The organism is Colwellia maritima (genome assembly GCF_022669015.1).
In the GTDB taxonomy this organism is placed as follows: domain Bacteria; phylum Pseudomonadota; class Gammaproteobacteria; order Enterobacterales; family Alteromonadaceae; genus Colwellia; species Colwellia maritima.
On sequence record NZ_JAKKSL010000001.1, the window covers coordinates 178,870 to 194,959 of the forward strand.

Below are 16,090 nucleotides of genomic sequence, written 5' to 3' on the forward strand. Positions count from 1 at the left end.
ATCAAACATTTGATAAAAAATCATATTTACGCTATTTTGTTTAGCGTATAATTATTTAATATTATGCACTAAAATTTCGCTTGACTTTTTGTAAATAACTCAAAATAGCATAAGGTAAAAATTTGAACAACAACCCTTTAATAATAATTATTATATTATTACGACTAGCTAATAAATAAACGTTGCCGCCTTTTTTATACATACCACTTGCTACAAATTCTTGTGCATAACGAAGGTGAATTTGTTGTTCTACATCATACCAATTCACCTCAATTTTATAACTCATAACATGCTTTTTTATGTTTGATAAACAAGCCAATTCAGCTTCATACATTTTCAACTCATTTAATGAATAATTATCACCATGAAAAACATGTGTTGCTAGATGTTCAGCAACGTAATCAAACTCACAAACTAAGGAAAGTTTCAACCATAAATGCCAATCATCAACGCCCATCAAACCTCTATCTTCTTCAAAACCATCAACTTGTTCTAAAAAAGATTTTCTAACCATAACTGTACAACAAGTAAACATATTTTTAAAAATTAACTCGTGAAAAACATATCCTCTCAACTTGTTGTTAAAATTATGATTTGTAGTTACTTGCTGTTCAGTTAGTTCTACAATAACACCGGTATAAACTAAGCCAATTTGTTTTGGACCAAATAATTTTATTTGTTTGTAGAGCTTAGTTGGGTGCCAAAGATCGTCCTGATCACAAAAGGCTAAAAATTCTCCTCGAGATTGCGCAATTCCAAAATTTCTTGCTGCCGCAACTCCCGCGTTAGTATTATGAAACACACGGAAAATCTGGTTATTTTGTGAAATTAAGTTAATAATATTTTTGGAATTATCTGTAGAGCCATCATTAACTAATATAATCTCAATATTTTTATATGTTTGCTCTGTTAACGTTTTTAACGTTTTTTCGATAAAACGCTGTCCGTTGTATACGGGAACTATTATTGAAATTAATCCTTCAATCATTTTAACACCTATTGTCTATTCATAGCTTGCAATAAAATTTCCACTTTAACAAAGTTAAGCTATTCGTTATGGATTTTTTTAGAAGAATCACATTAAACATTTCCTCCTTTACATTACTGAAATTTTCCTTGTATGAACGGTAAAGGTCACCTTTCATGAAATCGTATAATACCTCTTCTTCGTCAATACTTGTCTTTATTTCATTAAGATGTAACAGAGTCCCTGGTGAAAAATTATCTTTATGATTTGTATCAATACCGATTTGATAGAAAAAACGACGGCCGCAATATTTTATATTATATATAACACCGACAATCCTTTCATTAACAACAAGAGCTTTCATAGAAAGTTGATTATTTAAGAGGAGAAACTCTGTATATTTTTTGTGAAAATAAACAAATTTTTCTGCTTTAAAAGCACCTGAAAAGCCTTTTTTATTCCATCGTCTGTTATGCAGCAGTTCTAAATGGTTAAAAATGTTGTCCAACTCATTAAGATTTTTAACTTCAACTACTTTTCCAAGCTGTTTATTGAATTTCCTTTCTTTTCTTTGCGCTTGGGCAATAAAGTTTTTTGAGAGTGATGATGTGTATTCTAGATAATTATCCGATAAATTAATACTATAACGAACACCCATACATTGTTTTTTGATAAAACAACTTTGACCTAAACGTTCAACAACACTCAAAATGTGACCCTCTTTTAGAACATTGTTAAATTCAATACGACTAACACTATTCAATAACGAACTAATTTGTTGCGAAATAATATCAATTGCAAAAGAGGTATTACCCTTTTCAACAAGTAAATCTAAATATTCACTACAAACCTCACATTCTTCATCTTCACCTGTTCCTATAAATCGGAGTGTTTTTCCTGCTTGAATATATAAGGGGCATATTGCAACAATACGATCAGATACCGAAATAAACACAATCTGCAAGAGGTCACTGCTTAAATGGAATATTTCCCACCATAATTTCAACCATTCTAACGTTAGGAATATATTAGGATTATAATGATTTTCGGAAAGTGAGTGCCAAGCGGCTATTTGTTTATCGCTAAGCCCCCAAGCTGTAACAACTTCAACGAGTATTTCATTATCTAAATTATTATCAATCATCTATTCCATCTAATCCTTTAATCGATTAATCTAACTAAGTTCTAAGCTAATAATATTTATACAGGCCACAGGACTTTAAAAGAGACTATTATGCAGCAACCAATCAATGTTTGTCATTTATTAAGTTCATTAAACGTTGGAGGTGCAGAACGTTTTGTAATTGACTTATCGTTACAACAACAAAAAAATGGCCTCATGCCAACCATTTTAAGTTTCGGATCAGAAGATGATGACCTCTATAAAGTTGCGGTAAAAGCGAATATCCGAGTTATATTATTAAAAAAAAAATGGTGGTCGAAAAATCTAGACACATTTGATGTGCTAAAAAAGTTTGATGTTCTTCATTTGCATTCTCCCATAATTTTAAAAGTAATTTTGCTACTCATCCCTGCATTAACACACCGTAAGTTAATTTATACTCGTCATGGAGAGGGGCAATACGACACGATAAGTTGGAAAGTAGTCCACATACTTGCCAGGCCATTCATCTCAGCTACCACCTATGTTTCAACAAATGGACAAAACGTATTTAATAAAGTGCATGGTTGGAAAAACACACCACAAAAAGTAATAGAAAATGGTATAAACATTCCTAATGATATTATTGTTGATAATGAACCAACCGTCTTACGAATCGGTTCAGTAGGCCGAATGGTGCCTCTAAAAAGTCAAAAGGATTTAATTCTGGCTTGGGCAAATTTACCAATAAAAATCAGGTCAAAGGTTGAAATTCATCTAATAGGCGATGGTGTCTGTAGAGAGATTTTAGAGCAACAAGTCGTTAATTTAAATGCACAAATGTCCATTTTTTTTCATGGTTTTTTAAGTGACCGTTTTGATATTTTGTCTTTATTTGATTTACTTGTTGTTAGCTCCGAAAGCGAAGGTTTGTCAATTGCCATATTGGAGGCAATGGCTCACGCTAAACCTGTTATTGCAACTAGAGTAGGTGGTAACCCACAATTAGTAAAAGATGATTTAACTGGCTATCTATATGAATATGGTGATATTAAAAAATTATCAAATACCATTTTAACTTATTATCAAAACATGGAAGTTCTGGAGCGTCATGGCAATAATGCGAAAAAACATGTTCAAGACAATTATTCATTGGAGAAAACCGCGCGGAGTATAATTATTTTTACAATATGTAAACACAAAGTACAGTTGATAGTTAATTTAATATTTTCTATTAGTTTTCTCTTTTGCATATACCTAAATACTGCAGGGGCAGAAACCTTGGCATTTGAGCTAACTCCCATTAACAAAATAACTAATGACTCAAAAACCTCATGGACAATCCCCATCCCAAATTATTTGGTAGACAAAAGAAGTAACATACAGCTATTTGATGAAAGTAACACTTTAATCAAAGCGAATTATAGTATTGTGCTGCTTTGGCCGAACAAACAAGAACGAAGATATATACGCTCGTTGTATATTTCTGTCGACAGCCCATCACCTAAAACATTTTATACTTTACAATGGGAAAACGAATACAACAGCAACATTCAAACCAAAAACGAAATTGCAAATGTAACCCACCATGCAATATTATCTTCAAACTGGTTGTCATTATCACACTACGCCCCCATGTTGACGCCACCAAAAACACACTAAATAAGTGGTTTGATACTTCTCACAAAGCATATGGTAAATTTGTTGCTAAACCTACATTAATACCAAAGTATGAATTCGACTTAAACACTCCCTCCATTTGGCTTTATGACAGGCCATACAATTTATATTTACTTTACCTTTCAACAGGTGATTTGTATTGGAAAAATAAAGCTCATGAAGCTGCAGTTTTTTATAAGGACCATATAGATAAAAATGGTTATTTCACATTAAAATCAGGGGATATGAAATATGCAAACACACAAGGACTCATTTTTGATCATATATTCTATCCCATGCAGAGCACTTTAGACGCTATAAATAGAATTTACATAATGACCTCTAATTGGAAACCTGAGGTGAAAAAGGAAGGTTTTTGGACAGAACGCCATCATAATGTCGCATTAACTTCCGCAATTTCACACTGGGTGGTGACCAATGATAAAACAACATTAAAGCGAATAGATCAGTTTTTCGTTAATACCATTAGTTTTTTAGAAAAAACGTATAATAATAACTGTCTAAAGCATTCGTATTTGTCACACGAAGGTAAAGGTCTCGATGCCAGTGTTTGTTCGCCATGGATGACCGCATTATTAGTTGAGCAATTCTGGCGTTTTTTTCATCTAACCGATGATTTTAGAAGCGTACATATTATTGAAATTTTTTCTGAATTTTTATCTGACAAAGGAGTATTCTATTTCACCTATCGTAATGAAATTTCAGCTGTCCCAAAATACTTGTCCCTCTTTGATACGAAGGAGATAGAAAGCACAGATCCTTGGTCAGAGTTACATCATGCCTGTGATGTAGTCCGGTTCATTAGCTAAAGCGGCGTATCTAAAAAAGTTTCAGAAAAAAGACTACTCTAAGCTAACCACAATATTAAACGACATGTTAAAAACTTGTCACAGATCTATGTATAGAGGAGATAGTACAGATGCTTTGCCAATAGTACCCGCTCGGAAATTTAATTGGTGGTATGGCACTACAGCTAGCTTTACTTGGCTACTACAAGAGCTAGACATTAATTACAAGAATTAGCATTCTATTGTTTTCAAAATTAACTTATTATAGCTACCACATAAGCTTTTAGCTTAAGTACGTATTCTTAATGGACTTGAAATGAGCATATATAGCAAACTTTATCGAGATATTATTTTTCCTTTTTATTCTTCTTTTATCAAAAAATCAGAAGTTTACAATGAGTATTCTCGCTCTCTAACCAGATTGAATTGGTCGAAAAGTGAGCTTATAGATTTTCAATGGCAACAACTCGAGAAACTACTTCATCACTGTTGGCATAATGTCCCCTTTTACAAAGAGCATTGGAAACAGTCTGGTATTACAGACATTTCAGAAATAAAAAACCTTGATGATTTTGCAAAATTGCCAGTACTCACTAAACAAGATGTTGCCGAACATTATGATCAGTTAATCCCCTCGATCTATAAAGGTAAAAATATAAAAAAAGCGACTGGAGGATCAACCGGTACCCCTTTTCGATTTGAGTTAAATGAACTTAGTAATGATGCGCGCCAAGCAATTATGTGGCGAGGTTATGGTTGGTTAGGTCTTGGACTAGGTGTTAAATCGTTATTTTTATGGGGTGATAACATAGGTGAAGCATCCAGGTTAAGAGCATTAAAAGAAAATCTATACCATCGATTCTATAACCGAAAGATGGTTAGTACTTTCACAATGAACCTAAATAATCTTGAGGAATATATCACCACAATTAATACTTACAAACCGGAAGCCATCATCAGCTATGTTAATCCCTTGTATAAAATTGCTCAATTTATTAATCAAAACAACATGAGAGTATTTTCTCCCAAAACTTTACTCACTGGTGCTGAACCTTTATATGATTTCCAACGAATTGAGATAGAAAAAGCCTTTAATGCAAAAGTATATAATACTTATGGCTGTCGAGAGTTTATGTTGATTGCTGCTGAGTGTAAGAAACAACAAGGCCTACATATCAATATCGATCATTTGGTGGTTGAAACCTTAAATGAAAAAAAAGAGCCCATTACGGGCGAGGTGGGTGATATTGTTATCACAGATCTAATGAATTATGGTATGCCCTTAATTCGTTATGTTAATGGTGATAGAGCCACTTTATCTACCTCAGCATGCACTTGTGGCAACCCTTTACCTATGATTGAAAAAGTCAATGGAAGAAAGTCGGATGTTATAAAAACCATAGCCGGACATATGATCCCTGGCGAACTTTTTCCTCACCTTTTTAAAGAATTTGAGGGGATCACTAAGTTTCAAGTAAAACAATCAAACATAAACAATATTGACATTTATCTTGTGACAAATGAAAAGTTTAATCCAAGTGATAAACAGCTTATTACAGAAGAAATAAATAAATATAGCAAACAAGCATTAGCCATTAATTTTCATATCGTAGACGACATACCATTAACAAGTAGTGGTAAATATCGTGTTACAATATCTGAATTATAAAAAACTTTATCGTCGGCTATAAAATATTGTGAAAGAAAAGATACTGATCATAACTAACCTTTACCCTCTGCCATGGCAACCGACTAGGGCTATGTTTAATTTTCAACAATTTGGTTATTTAGAGCAACATGCCGATGTATTTTATCTAATACCTGTTGCTTTTCCTGATTGGTGGAAACACCGTAATGAGCTGAAAAACACGGACTATAACCACCTATATGTTCCGTATTTTTATACCCCAAAAATCGGTCGAAGATTTTATGGAAAGTTAATGCAATGGTCGTTGATATTAACCGCAAAGGCGTGGATTAAAAAAATTTCACCGAGTAAAGTTTTAGCGAGTTTGGGCTTATCCCGATGCGGTTGCTGCAGTTGGCATCGCTAAACAAATTGGCGCTGACTTTTATTTCAAAGTGCATGGTAGTGATATCAACATGCATGCAACATTTCCAGAACGAGCCCAACAAATAGTCAGTATGGCAAAACAGGCCAAGGGCATTTTATCCGTCAGTCAAGACTTAGCAAATAAAATGGTCGACATGGGTATCAACAAAGATAAAATTCATGTTATTTACAATGGGGTTAACTTAGAAAAATTTATCCCGCAAAAATCAGTTAATGAATCACCTTATCTTGTCTTTGTTGGTAATTTAAAACAAGACAAAGGTGTAGTTGAGTTACTCCATGCCTTTATTCAAATTCACACTCAATTCCCTCACTTACAGCTAAAATATATTGGCTCTGGCAATATGGCCCCTCAACTACAAAACATTATAAATGAGCATCAGCTTCAAGACAAAGTTAAGCTTGAAGGGGTTAAACGTCATGATGAATTACCCATTATTATTGCCAACGCGACATTATTAGTATTACCAAGTTATAATGAAGGTGTGCCAAATGTTGTATTAGAGGCCATGGCATGCGCTACACCGGTTGTTGTCACAAATGTAGGGGGTATTCCTGAAGTAGTGACGCCTGCTACAGGTATAATTGCCAACGAAATTACCGCTAACTGTATTTCACAATGTTTAATACAAGCGTTAGAAAAAAATTGGGACCACCAAGCTATTCGGGCTCATGCAGAATTATTTAGTTGGACTAAAAACACAGATGAACTCACCAGTATGATGCATTTAAAGGAAAAGAATTAAACGATGAATATTTTGTATCATCACCGTACACGAGGTAAAGGTGCAGAAGGTGCTCACATTAAGGGTATTGTTACTGCATTTAGAAAGCTTGGACATCAGGTTACTTTGTCTTCCATTCATAATGTAGATCCTACAAAACCAGTGATTAAAGAGACAACAACACCAACAGAAAATAAAAAGTCTATTAAGCACAAAATTTTAGAGTTGACTAAATACATGCCTGAGTTTGTATTTGAAGCGTTAGAGCTTCTTTATAATATCATTGCGCTTAGGCAGGTCAGAAAAACACTAAAAAACCATACACCAACCTTTATCTATGAACGTTATTCGTTATTCTTATTTGCCACAGTTTGGTATGCAAAAAAGTGTAATATTCCGATAGTTCTTGAAGTAAATGACTCTGCGTTGGTTGAACGCGTACGCCATCTTTTATTCAAAAAATTTGCCTGTAAAATTGAGCAATGGACATTTCAAAATGCTACAGGTTTAGTTTTCATCTCGGGCTATTTTCAAACCTTGGCACAAAATAACTACCAGAACCTTGCCCCTAGCGTTATTTCACCAAATGCTGCAGATACTGAGGTATTTAATCCAAATAACTATAATAGTGATGATGCAAAAGCCTCTTTTGGATTATCGGGAAAAGTAGTCTGTGGTTTTTTGGTGCCTTTCACCATTGGCACGGGATAGACTGGTTTGTTGAAGAGGTGATTCTAGAGCTTAAAAATCATCCGAAACTTGTTTTATTCTTAGTAGGCGATGGCCCTAGACACCAATACATTCAAGAGTTAGCGATAAAACACAATCTTACTGAACAAATTGTTATGCCGGGACGACTTGAACATGATGAAATCCCTAATGCAGTGGCTGCTATGGATTTTGGTATTATCCCTGATTCAAATGATTATGGATCACCAATGAAATTATTTGAATTTATGGCTATGGGAAAAGGGATGATTGTTCCTGATTACACACCAATAACCGAAGTAGTGACAGATAAATATAATAGTTGGCTTTTTCAGCGAAAAAATAAGCAGCATTGTGTACAGCTTTTCTTTGAAATTGCATCAGATCCAGAACTATTGAAAAAAGTTGGTGAAAATGCCATTGAATATATTGAAACCCACCGTCAATGGCGACACAATGCTGAACAAATAATAAAACTAGCTAATAATACTAGCCCAATTAAGTAACTGATGAGATTTTCGATGGAAGCAATTTTTTGGTTAAGTGTACTACTCATCATATACAGCTATATTGTGTACCCAATATTATTGACTATTTTAGTTAAGTTGTGTGGGAAGAAAACGCCTAATATAGATATAACTACCAGAAATGAATGGCCTGATGTTGCTATTATTATAGCCGCTTATAATGAAGAACAAGATATAAAGCAGCGTGTTGAAAATCTGATCTCCCAAGATTACCCCGCAGATAAAATCACTTACTACATTGGTTCAGATGGTAGTACAGATAAGACTAACGATATTCTTAAAGAATTTACTGACATAAGACTTCAAGCACAACTATTTGAAACAAATAGAGGCAAAGCAAGTGTTCTCAATGATTTAATTCAACTCGCAACTTGACCTATTGTTGTATTTTCTGATGCTAACACGCATTTTGAACCTGATGCTATTAAGCGCTTAGTTGCACACTTTGACGATAACAAAGTTGGTGCAGTTTGTGGTGAATTGAATTTATTTAATCCTGGAGACAATAATAATCAAGATAGTACATATTGGCTTTATGAACAATTCTTAAAAGATAAAGAAGGACAGCTAGATGCTTTACTTGGTGCTAATGGTGCCATTTACGCTATTCGAACACATCTATATACCCCAATTCCTGTTAATACCGTTGTAGATGACTTCCTGATTGTAATGAATGTCGCTAAACAGAAACTTAAGATTATTTATGATAAAAACGCGCTTGCACATGAAGAAATAGCTCCTTCAATCGCAGAGGAAGGTAAGAGAAGAATAAGAATAGGCACAGGTAACTATCAAGCTTTTACACGTTTATTTTGGGCATTGAACCCTTTTATTGGTTGGCGATTTTTCAGCTATTTTTCCCATAAAGTGTTACGGTGGTTTACCCCTCATTTTATGATTATAGCGTTTATGAGTAATGTAATTCTTATTGGTAATATGTTTTATAATACTGTTTTATTAATCCAACTAATTGCTTATTATTTGGCATTTTGGGGACAAAAAGTCAGTGAGCGAGGACGCCCTATTCCTGCTTCAATTGCACTATTAACCTTCTTCGTATCAATGAATTATGCATTACTGCAAGGTTTTTATCGCTTTGCATTTAAAAATATTAAAGGCACATGGCAAAGGACCTCTCGATAATGATACTTATGCTTTTTATTACCTTCGTTCTACTCTTGTTTACTCTTTTTGCGCTTATTGTTCAAAAAAAACAAATGCATTTATGGCTTCCCCATTATTTAAAAAGAAAGCTGACATTGGAAAAGGCTCCTAACAAAACCAAACACATCATGTTTTGTTTTGTTGACCATTATGAGCCGATGTGGGGTAAAAATATTTCTTATGAGCAAGAATGTGCTCGGGTCAAAAGATGGCATGAGGATTATCCTAAAACTGCCAAGAAATTTAAAGATGCTGATGGTTGTCACCCAAAACACACATTTTTCTATCCTGAAGAAGAATATAGGCAAGAACACTTAGATAAAATAACCGATCTTTGTCAACAAGGACTCGGTGAGATAGAAATACATCTTCATCATGATAATGACACGAGTGATAACTTACGATCTACTTTGGAACAATTTACAGAAACATTACACCAAAATCATGGGGTCTTTGTACGAAATAAATCAACGGGTAAACTGCAATACAATTTTATTCACGGCAATTGGTGTCTAGATAATAGCCGACCTGATGGAAAGTGGTGTGGTGTCAATGATGAATTAATAGTATTGAAGGAAACGGGTTGTTATGCCGACTTTACTTTCCCGTCTGCACCTAGCGATACACAACCTGCCTTTGCTAACGAAATTTACTATGCTAAAGACGATCCAATTAAACCAAAATCTCACAATACAGGGCAAAAAGTTGTTGTTGGCGGAAGTGACTGGGGTGATATGATGCTAATAACTGGCCCATTAGGTTTAAATTGGAAACATCGTAAGAAAGGAGTTTTCCCACAGATTGAAAACAGCGATATTCGTAAATCTATGCCTCCAACGAAAGACCGGGTTGATCTTTGGGTAGACACAGCTATATCTGTCAAAGGTAAGCCTGATTGGCTTTTTATAAAAATTCATACTCATGGCACCCAAGAACAAGATATGGACACACTACTTGGACAACCTTTTGAGGAGATGAACCAGTATTTAGTGGATAAATATAATGATGGTGAAAATTATTCACTTCATTTTGTATCTTCTAGAGAAATGTTCAATATTGTTAAAGCTGCTGAAAAAGGAGAAATCGGAACCCCTAATGCTTTCCGTGATTATGTGATTCCTGCCTCTCAATATCAAAATATATCGACAAAAAAAGAGAGCGTTGACTAATGGGTATCTTTAGTCAGATGCTCATATCAAACCCTTTATTGTGGCACTCTAAACCAAACGGGTTGTATTGTTTTAATTATCATAGAATTGGAGATCCCAATTCAACGCTTTATGATCCAAACGTTTACAGTTGTAATGAAGAGGTATTTGAAAAACACATACAGTTTTACAAATCAAATTTTGATGTCATTAGTATTGAAGAATTAGAAACGCTTTCAAAAACGACCACAAAATTTAATAATAAGTTTGCTATTATTTCATTTGACGATGGCTACATAGATAATTATGAACTCGCCTACCCTATTTTAAAATCATACAAAACCCCTGCTATTTTTTTTATTGCAACTGATTTTATTGATAAAGAGATATTACCCTGGTGGGATGAAATTGCATTTTTGGTTAAGAAGAGTGACCAGGATACTATTCGGCTTTCAGGTTGGAATAAATCACTATCAATTTCCTCATTAAATAAGTGTGGCGTGATTAAAAACGTTCTGCAAACTATTAAGATTGATTCCACTAAAACTATGCATGAGAAAATAGTTCTACTAAAAGTGGCGCTTGGTATCGAGAAAGACTTTATCACTCCACATGAAAATTTGTTCGTGAATTGGGATATGTTAAGGGAAATGAAAAAGAATGGTATGTCAATTGGTTCGCAATCATGTTCACATCATATTATGTCTCACTTATCAACAAACGAACAACAGCATGAAGCTGATAATTCTAAACGACGAATTAATACTGAGTTAAGTGATAATATTTCAAGTTTTGCTTACCCCGTAGGGGGCAAAGATGCTTTCACATTAGAAACTGAAAAGATATTAGCTAATACTGGTTATTCTTTTGGTTTTTCATTTATTCCAGGTATTAATCGGAGGCTTGGTGTCAATAAGTATCATTTGAACCGATTTTCTATTGATAATAATTGTTCTGTCAATCAAATTAAAAAGCAAATTAACAAAGCAATAATAAAGTTCATATAAATTTATTAATCACCATGAGTTGTACATTCAAAGTTAATTTGAGAAGGATGTGAATATGAAATATTTTTTATCTTTTTATTTTTTTATCCTTCACATCGTTATTTTTACTTGTTTTGTAAAATATGATGTGCTTCATAAAATATCCTACAAACTTGATAATACTCCTCAAGAATGGCAACAAACACAAAAAGTAACGCATGCTTTTTATTTAAGGACTGACAAGAACTTATCAAGAGGTAAGGTCATTTTCATTGGAGATAGTCATGTCCAAGGTTTAGCTGTAAATGAAGTCACTCGACATGGAATTAACTTTGGAATAGGCAGAGATACTTCAAAAATTGTTCTAAAAAGAATTAAAGAATATCAATCTATTCAATCTGCTAAGGCAATTGTTTTTTCATTTGGTATAAACGACTTACAATATAGAACGTCTAAAGAAATAATTGAAAATTATAAAAAAATTTTTGATAGCACCCCTAAAGATACAATCAAAATTGTTTGTGCGGTCTTTAACATAGATACTGGGACTGCGTTATTATCAGTTAATAATAATGACATTAGACTATTAAATAATAAGTTAGCCAAATTCTCTTCAAATTATGAAAATACTACCTTCCTTAATATCAACTCAACACTTAATCATAATTATGAATTATTGAGTCAATACCACATTGGTGATGGTATACACTTGAATACAGGCGGCTATCAAGTCTGGATTGACGCGTTAAAAGAAACACTAACTAGGAGAGTTGAATAGTATGGAAAGAATCAAATATCTTGATAGCCATCGCGGTATAGCGATATTGTTCGTTGTTTTCTACCACCTTTTTTCTAGATGGAGTGAAATTTTACCTTACGGTAATTCATTTACAAATATTGTTTTCAATCAAGGATTTCTTGGGGTTCAATTGTTTTTCCTACTTTCTGGGTTTGTTATATTAATGACTCTTGAAAGAACCAAATCCTTTTCAAGTTTTTTATATAAACGTTGGTTGAGGTTATTTCAAAGCAATGCTTATTTGCACTTTAATTATTGTGTTATCGGCCAACCTATTTAGTTCAAGACCAATAGGTGAAATAGAATTCAAAAACATAATACCAGGTTTAACATTTATAGATCCTTACTGGTTTGAAAAAATAAGCGGTATACCCTTTTCAAGTCTGGAGGGAGCATTTTGGTCTTTATATGTAGAATTTAAATTTTATCTTATTGCAGCATTTTTATATTATATTCTCAATGAAAAAAAATTAACCTTTTCATTGTTTGGTCTTTTTCTCATAGCAGTTAGCGCAAATCAATTAAATCAAACATATAATAATTCCATTATTTATAGTATTCACTCAATTTCTACACACTTAAGTTTAGGATTTTTTGGTTGGTTTGCTTCAGGCGCCTCACTTTACCTTTTTTATAAAAGTAAGCAAATGAAATGGTTTATTTGTGGTTTTTCCATGGCTATGATTAGTTCTTTTCTTTTATATAGAGATAATTACCATACTATGGTATTTGCATTCGCTATTTCATTTTTCTTTACTTTAACTTTTATCAGTCCCGTAATTCAAAAAACGCTGCAAAATCGTGTTTTGATGTTTGTAGGCTTTATAAGTTACCCATTATATCTAATACACGAAAACATGATGATCTCAATGGTTATTGATTTATCAAATTTGCTTCCAAGTATTCCATTGATCATGCCTCCGATAATGGCTATTTCGTTTGTTTTACTGATTTCATATATTATATCTAAATATTTAGAAAACCATATCAAAAACATTTGTAAAAGACTTATGGACAAACACCTTTAAGTATACTTACTTAGATTAATTACACTTGTTTATAAAAAAATCAACTTTTGATGAGCCTTCATTGCCGGCTTTGTCATATGCTGTGATTGTTAAACTCTGAATAGTGTTGTTTGGTAGTCCACCATACAGTTGGTTTATTTCATCATCGGTTAACGCTTCATTCCATATTGCGATATCATCTAGCAACCCTTGATAATTACTATTATACATATCAGGATGACCCATTGACTTAGCAAGCGAAAATTTCTTTTCAGATGTAAGTGGCCAGGCGATGGCACCTTCGCTTAATTGTGCTGTTGTAACTAAAATTCCATCAATAAAGATATCAACTTGTTTATCTTCTTTTCTGATTACTATCTGCTGCCATTGGTTAAGTGATAGAGTATAGGGTGGAGTTTGAATTACATTTCCTTCATTCAAATTACTTACATTAGTGCCTGATGACCAAGTTACAGCAAGAGGATTGTTGTTCAAGTGGTGATTAGCTCCCATTGATATGGCCCTTGACCATACTCATTCCCTATATACCCCCAATCTTGAGACATTATAACCCCCTCCTCTGCGAAAGGATTAATCCAAAATGCAACTGTTATGTCATTATCAATATCTAACTCTGTTTTAGAAAAATCGACATAATCATCAAATTCCGAAAAATTAAGACTTTGTCTCTCCTGAGTTACATTCCATGATGCACCTTTTAAAGTTCCCAATAAAGCATATCCATTGCTACTTTCAATGGTTTCAGATAGACCATCAAGAGGAAGATGCGCCTTAGCAAAAAAAGAGGAATGACACTAGGGATAGTTAATTCGCCACAATCGGGGACGCTGACTTTGTTATCGTTTAATGCTATTTGGCAACTATTTACACTGAACTTATCTTCAACTTCATATTTAATTCCAACTGACTTACAATAACGTTGTTGCTCTTCTGGAGATAAAATCGTTATCTGAGGTGCAACTATATCTGGGAATTTAGCTTCCAAAACAACACTCTGACTCGCTTCGCTACCAAATACATCCCATGCTTTTATTATCAATTCATGCATTTCTGGTGATAAAGCGTCAAATTGAATTTCAGTTTGATACGGAGGCAAGGTCAATGTATTGATAATCTCTCCATCTAACAAAAAATCTACTTTTGCAATACCATCATCATCTTCTATTTCAGCAATTACATTGTGTCTTCCAGAAATCATTTCAAAATTAAGAGGCGAAACGACTTGAATAACTGGGGGAGTTGTTGGGAATATGGGGGCTATTGAAATCCAATTACTTTGGGTGATATGAGTTTGTTCTCCGCTTGCCCAAAGGTTATCCCACAATTGGCAATTATCAACAGTATCTGCTTGGCTACAGTAATTAACCTCAGCATAAGATATGATGTTACCTAAAGGTCTTTTTTTTGTTTGCAATACTGGGAAGTCTTTAACTTGTACAATAAAACTAAAACCAGTTAACTCTTGGTTTGGTTTTATACTTTCTAGATGCCAAATAATTTCACCTGACCTGTTGGCTCCATCTTTACTAATGGAGTGTATCTCTATCAGTCCTCCAGGACTTTCCATTTTCGTTCTCGCTTTTATAACAATATTTTTGGCTACCACAGAGCCAATATTTTTTAATCGAAAGCTGAAGGTTATTTCGTCTCCTGGCTTAAAGTCTAAGGACTTCACATCATCCTGAACTAATTTCAGTAAGGGTGTGTTTTCTTCTACAACTGAAAAAGATGTTTCTTTTCCCAATAAAAAATCATTATTTGCCGTAATATTAAACCACCAATTAAATTTCCTAGGAGGCCCCAACCTATAGGAAGAAAGGTATAAACTCGGTGCATCAGGCCTTATCCAGTAAGGAACTATTTGACTAAAAGCGGTGGTGTAAAGCCGAGAGATTGTGTATAAGAAGCTCTCATCACAATCACCTATAAAACAAGAATAAAAATAAGCAGAGCTAAATATTTTAATAACATCTATACCATGCTCTAAATCTTTGAAACCAATCCCTCCATGCTCAGGTTCTGTTAAATTTTTACCTGCTAAATAGTAAGGAACAAAATATTTTTCTTTCCCTGTATAGCCAACCCAATTATAAAGGGCAACATTTTCTTGCTGAAAATATTTTGCCATCTTGATGACAAAATCTGAAATACTATCCTCTTCAATGTGAATACTATATCTTTCAACAGCGTCAATTAACAACGCAGACATCCAAGGACTAGCAATAAAGTTAGCCCTCCCTTCTCCATGCGATGACGACGTGTGCATTAAAGCGCCCGTCTTAGGAACACCATCGTCAGGAGATTCTTGCATTCTTCTTAGGTGTGCATATGTAGTTTGTGCTTTTATCTTATATTCGTTACCGCCAAAAAGTTCGTATGCTGAAACATACCCTT

The 16,090-nt window shown here is 33.9% G+C and carries 19 protein-coding genes; 14 read left to right on the forward strand and 5 right to left on the reverse strand.

Annotated features, from left to right (window positions below):
* Nucleotides 1-61 precede the first annotated feature (61 nt).
* Nucleotides 62-988: a glycosyltransferase family 2 protein gene (locus tag L3081_RS00915; protein WP_242282793.1), complete on the reverse strand. Its 927-nt coding sequence runs from the start codon at nucleotides 986-988 to the stop codon at nucleotides 62-64.
* Between the two features lie 19 nt (nucleotides 989-1,007).
* The gene (locus L3081_RS00920; RefSeq protein ID WP_242282794.1) at nucleotides 1,008-2,111 is read right to left on the reverse strand and encodes a GNAT family N-acetyltransferase; all 1,104 of its coding nucleotides are present in this window, start codon (nucleotides 2,109-2,111) and stop codon (nucleotides 1,008-1,010) included.
* A gap of 90 nt (nucleotides 2,112-2,201) precedes the next feature.
* Between L3081_RS00920 and L3081_RS00925 the strand changes: the two genes are divergently transcribed.
* The 14 genes from L3081_RS00925 to L3081_RS00985 all read left to right on the forward strand — a co-directional run bounded on the left by L3081_RS00925 (nucleotide 2,202) and on the right by L3081_RS00985 (nucleotide 13,696).
* The gene (locus L3081_RS00925) at nucleotides 2,202-3,731 is read left to right on the forward strand and encodes a glycosyltransferase family 4 protein (protein ID WP_274620260.1); all 1,530 of its coding nucleotides are present in this window, start codon (nucleotides 2,202-2,204) and stop codon (nucleotides 3,729-3,731) included.
* A 332-nt stretch (nucleotides 3,732-4,063) separates the two neighbouring features.
* Nucleotides 4,064-4,558, forward strand: coding sequence for a hypothetical protein (locus L3081_RS00930; RefSeq protein ID WP_242282797.1), 495 nt, complete (start codon nucleotides 4,064-4,066; stop codon nucleotides 4,556-4,558).
* A 295-nt stretch (nucleotides 4,559-4,853) separates the two neighbouring features.
* Entirely contained in the window at nucleotides 4,854-6,206 is a 1,353-nt protein-coding gene (locus L3081_RS00935) for a phenylacetate--CoA ligase family protein (RefSeq protein WP_242282799.1), read from the forward strand.
* Nucleotides 6,207-6,234: 28 nt separating this feature from the next.
* Nucleotides 6,235-6,591 carry a glycosyltransferase family protein gene (locus L3081_RS00940; protein WP_242282801.1) on the forward strand — a complete coding sequence of 119 codons (357 nt, stop codon included), beginning with the start codon at nucleotides 6,235-6,237 and terminating at the stop codon, nucleotides 6,589-6,591.
* 4 nt (nucleotides 6,592-6,595) lie between these two features.
* Nucleotides 6,596-7,357 carry a glycosyltransferase gene (locus tag L3081_RS00945; protein WP_476728549.1) on the forward strand — a complete coding sequence of 254 codons (762 nt, stop codon included), beginning with the start codon at nucleotides 6,596-6,598 and terminating at the stop codon, nucleotides 7,355-7,357.
* A gap of 3 nt (nucleotides 7,358-7,360) precedes the next feature.
* A complete protein-coding gene (locus L3081_RS00950; protein WP_242282805.1) occupies nucleotides 7,361-8,047 on the forward strand; it encodes a glycosyltransferase in 687 nt (228 codons plus the stop codon).
* A gap of 17 nt (nucleotides 8,048-8,064) precedes the next feature.
* Nucleotides 8,065-8,550 (forward strand): glycosyltransferase, encoded by a 486-nt coding sequence (locus L3081_RS00955; RefSeq protein WP_242282806.1) that lies wholly within the window; start codon nucleotides 8,065-8,067, stop codon nucleotides 8,548-8,550.
* A gap of 15 nt (nucleotides 8,551-8,565) precedes the next feature.
* Nucleotides 8,566-8,946: a glycosyltransferase gene (locus L3081_RS00960; protein WP_242282808.1), complete on the forward strand. Its 381-nt coding sequence runs from the start codon at nucleotides 8,566-8,568 to the stop codon at nucleotides 8,944-8,946.
* A gap of 3 nt (nucleotides 8,947-8,949) precedes the next feature.
* Nucleotides 8,950-9,714 (forward strand): glycosyltransferase family 2 protein, encoded by a 765-nt coding sequence (locus L3081_RS00965; protein WP_338027229.1) that lies wholly within the window; start codon nucleotides 8,950-8,952, stop codon nucleotides 9,712-9,714.
* Nucleotides 9,714-10,904, forward strand: a complete 1,191-nt coding sequence (locus tag L3081_RS00970; protein WP_242282810.1) for a hypothetical protein — start codon at nucleotides 9,714-9,716, stop codon at nucleotides 10,902-10,904. The genes L3081_RS00965 and L3081_RS00970 overlap by 1 nt, the downstream gene beginning before the upstream one ends.
* On the forward strand, nucleotides 10,904-11,890 hold the full coding sequence (locus L3081_RS00975; protein ID WP_242282812.1) for a polysaccharide deacetylase family protein: 987 nt from the start codon (nucleotides 10,904-10,906) through the stop codon (nucleotides 11,888-11,890). The genes L3081_RS00970 and L3081_RS00975 overlap by 1 nt, the downstream gene beginning before the upstream one ends.
* Before the next feature lie 55 nt (nucleotides 11,891-11,945).
* Nucleotides 11,946-12,647, forward strand: a complete 702-nt coding sequence (locus L3081_RS00980; RefSeq protein ID WP_242282814.1) for a GDSL-type esterase/lipase family protein — start codon at nucleotides 11,946-11,948, stop codon at nucleotides 12,645-12,647.
* 1 nt (nucleotide 12,648) lies between these two features.
* Nucleotides 12,649-12,948, forward strand: a complete 300-nt coding sequence (locus tag L3081_RS28840; RefSeq protein ID WP_420839686.1) for an acyltransferase family protein — start codon at nucleotides 12,649-12,651, stop codon at nucleotides 12,946-12,948.
* Entirely contained in the window at nucleotides 12,902-13,696 is a 795-nt protein-coding gene (locus L3081_RS00985) for an acyltransferase family protein (RefSeq protein WP_242282816.1), read from the forward strand. The genes L3081_RS28840 and L3081_RS00985 overlap by 47 nt, the downstream gene beginning before the upstream one ends.
* Before the next feature lie 15 nt (nucleotides 13,697-13,711).
* Here L3081_RS00985 and L3081_RS00990 read toward each other — a convergent pair whose 3' ends face one another.
* The 3 genes from L3081_RS00990 to L3081_RS01000 are packed head-to-tail and all read right to left on the reverse strand — an operon-like array spanning nucleotide 13,712 to nucleotide 16,007.
* Entirely contained in the window at nucleotides 13,712-14,170 is a 459-nt protein-coding gene (locus tag L3081_RS00990; protein WP_242282818.1) for a LamG domain-containing protein, read from the reverse strand.
* Nucleotides 14,167-14,406 (reverse strand): hypothetical protein, encoded by a 240-nt coding sequence (locus L3081_RS00995; protein ID WP_242282820.1) that lies wholly within the window; start codon nucleotides 14,404-14,406, stop codon nucleotides 14,167-14,169. Before L3081_RS00995 ends, L3081_RS00990 begins: the two co-directional genes overlap by 4 nt.
* The gene (locus tag L3081_RS01000; protein ID WP_242282821.1) at nucleotides 14,394-16,007 is read right to left on the reverse strand and encodes an Ig-like domain-containing protein; all 1,614 of its coding nucleotides are present in this window, start codon (nucleotides 16,005-16,007) and stop codon (nucleotides 14,394-14,396) included. The genes L3081_RS00995 and L3081_RS01000 overlap by 13 nt, the downstream gene beginning before the upstream one ends.
* Between the last annotated feature and the right edge of the window lie 83 nt (nucleotides 16,008-16,090).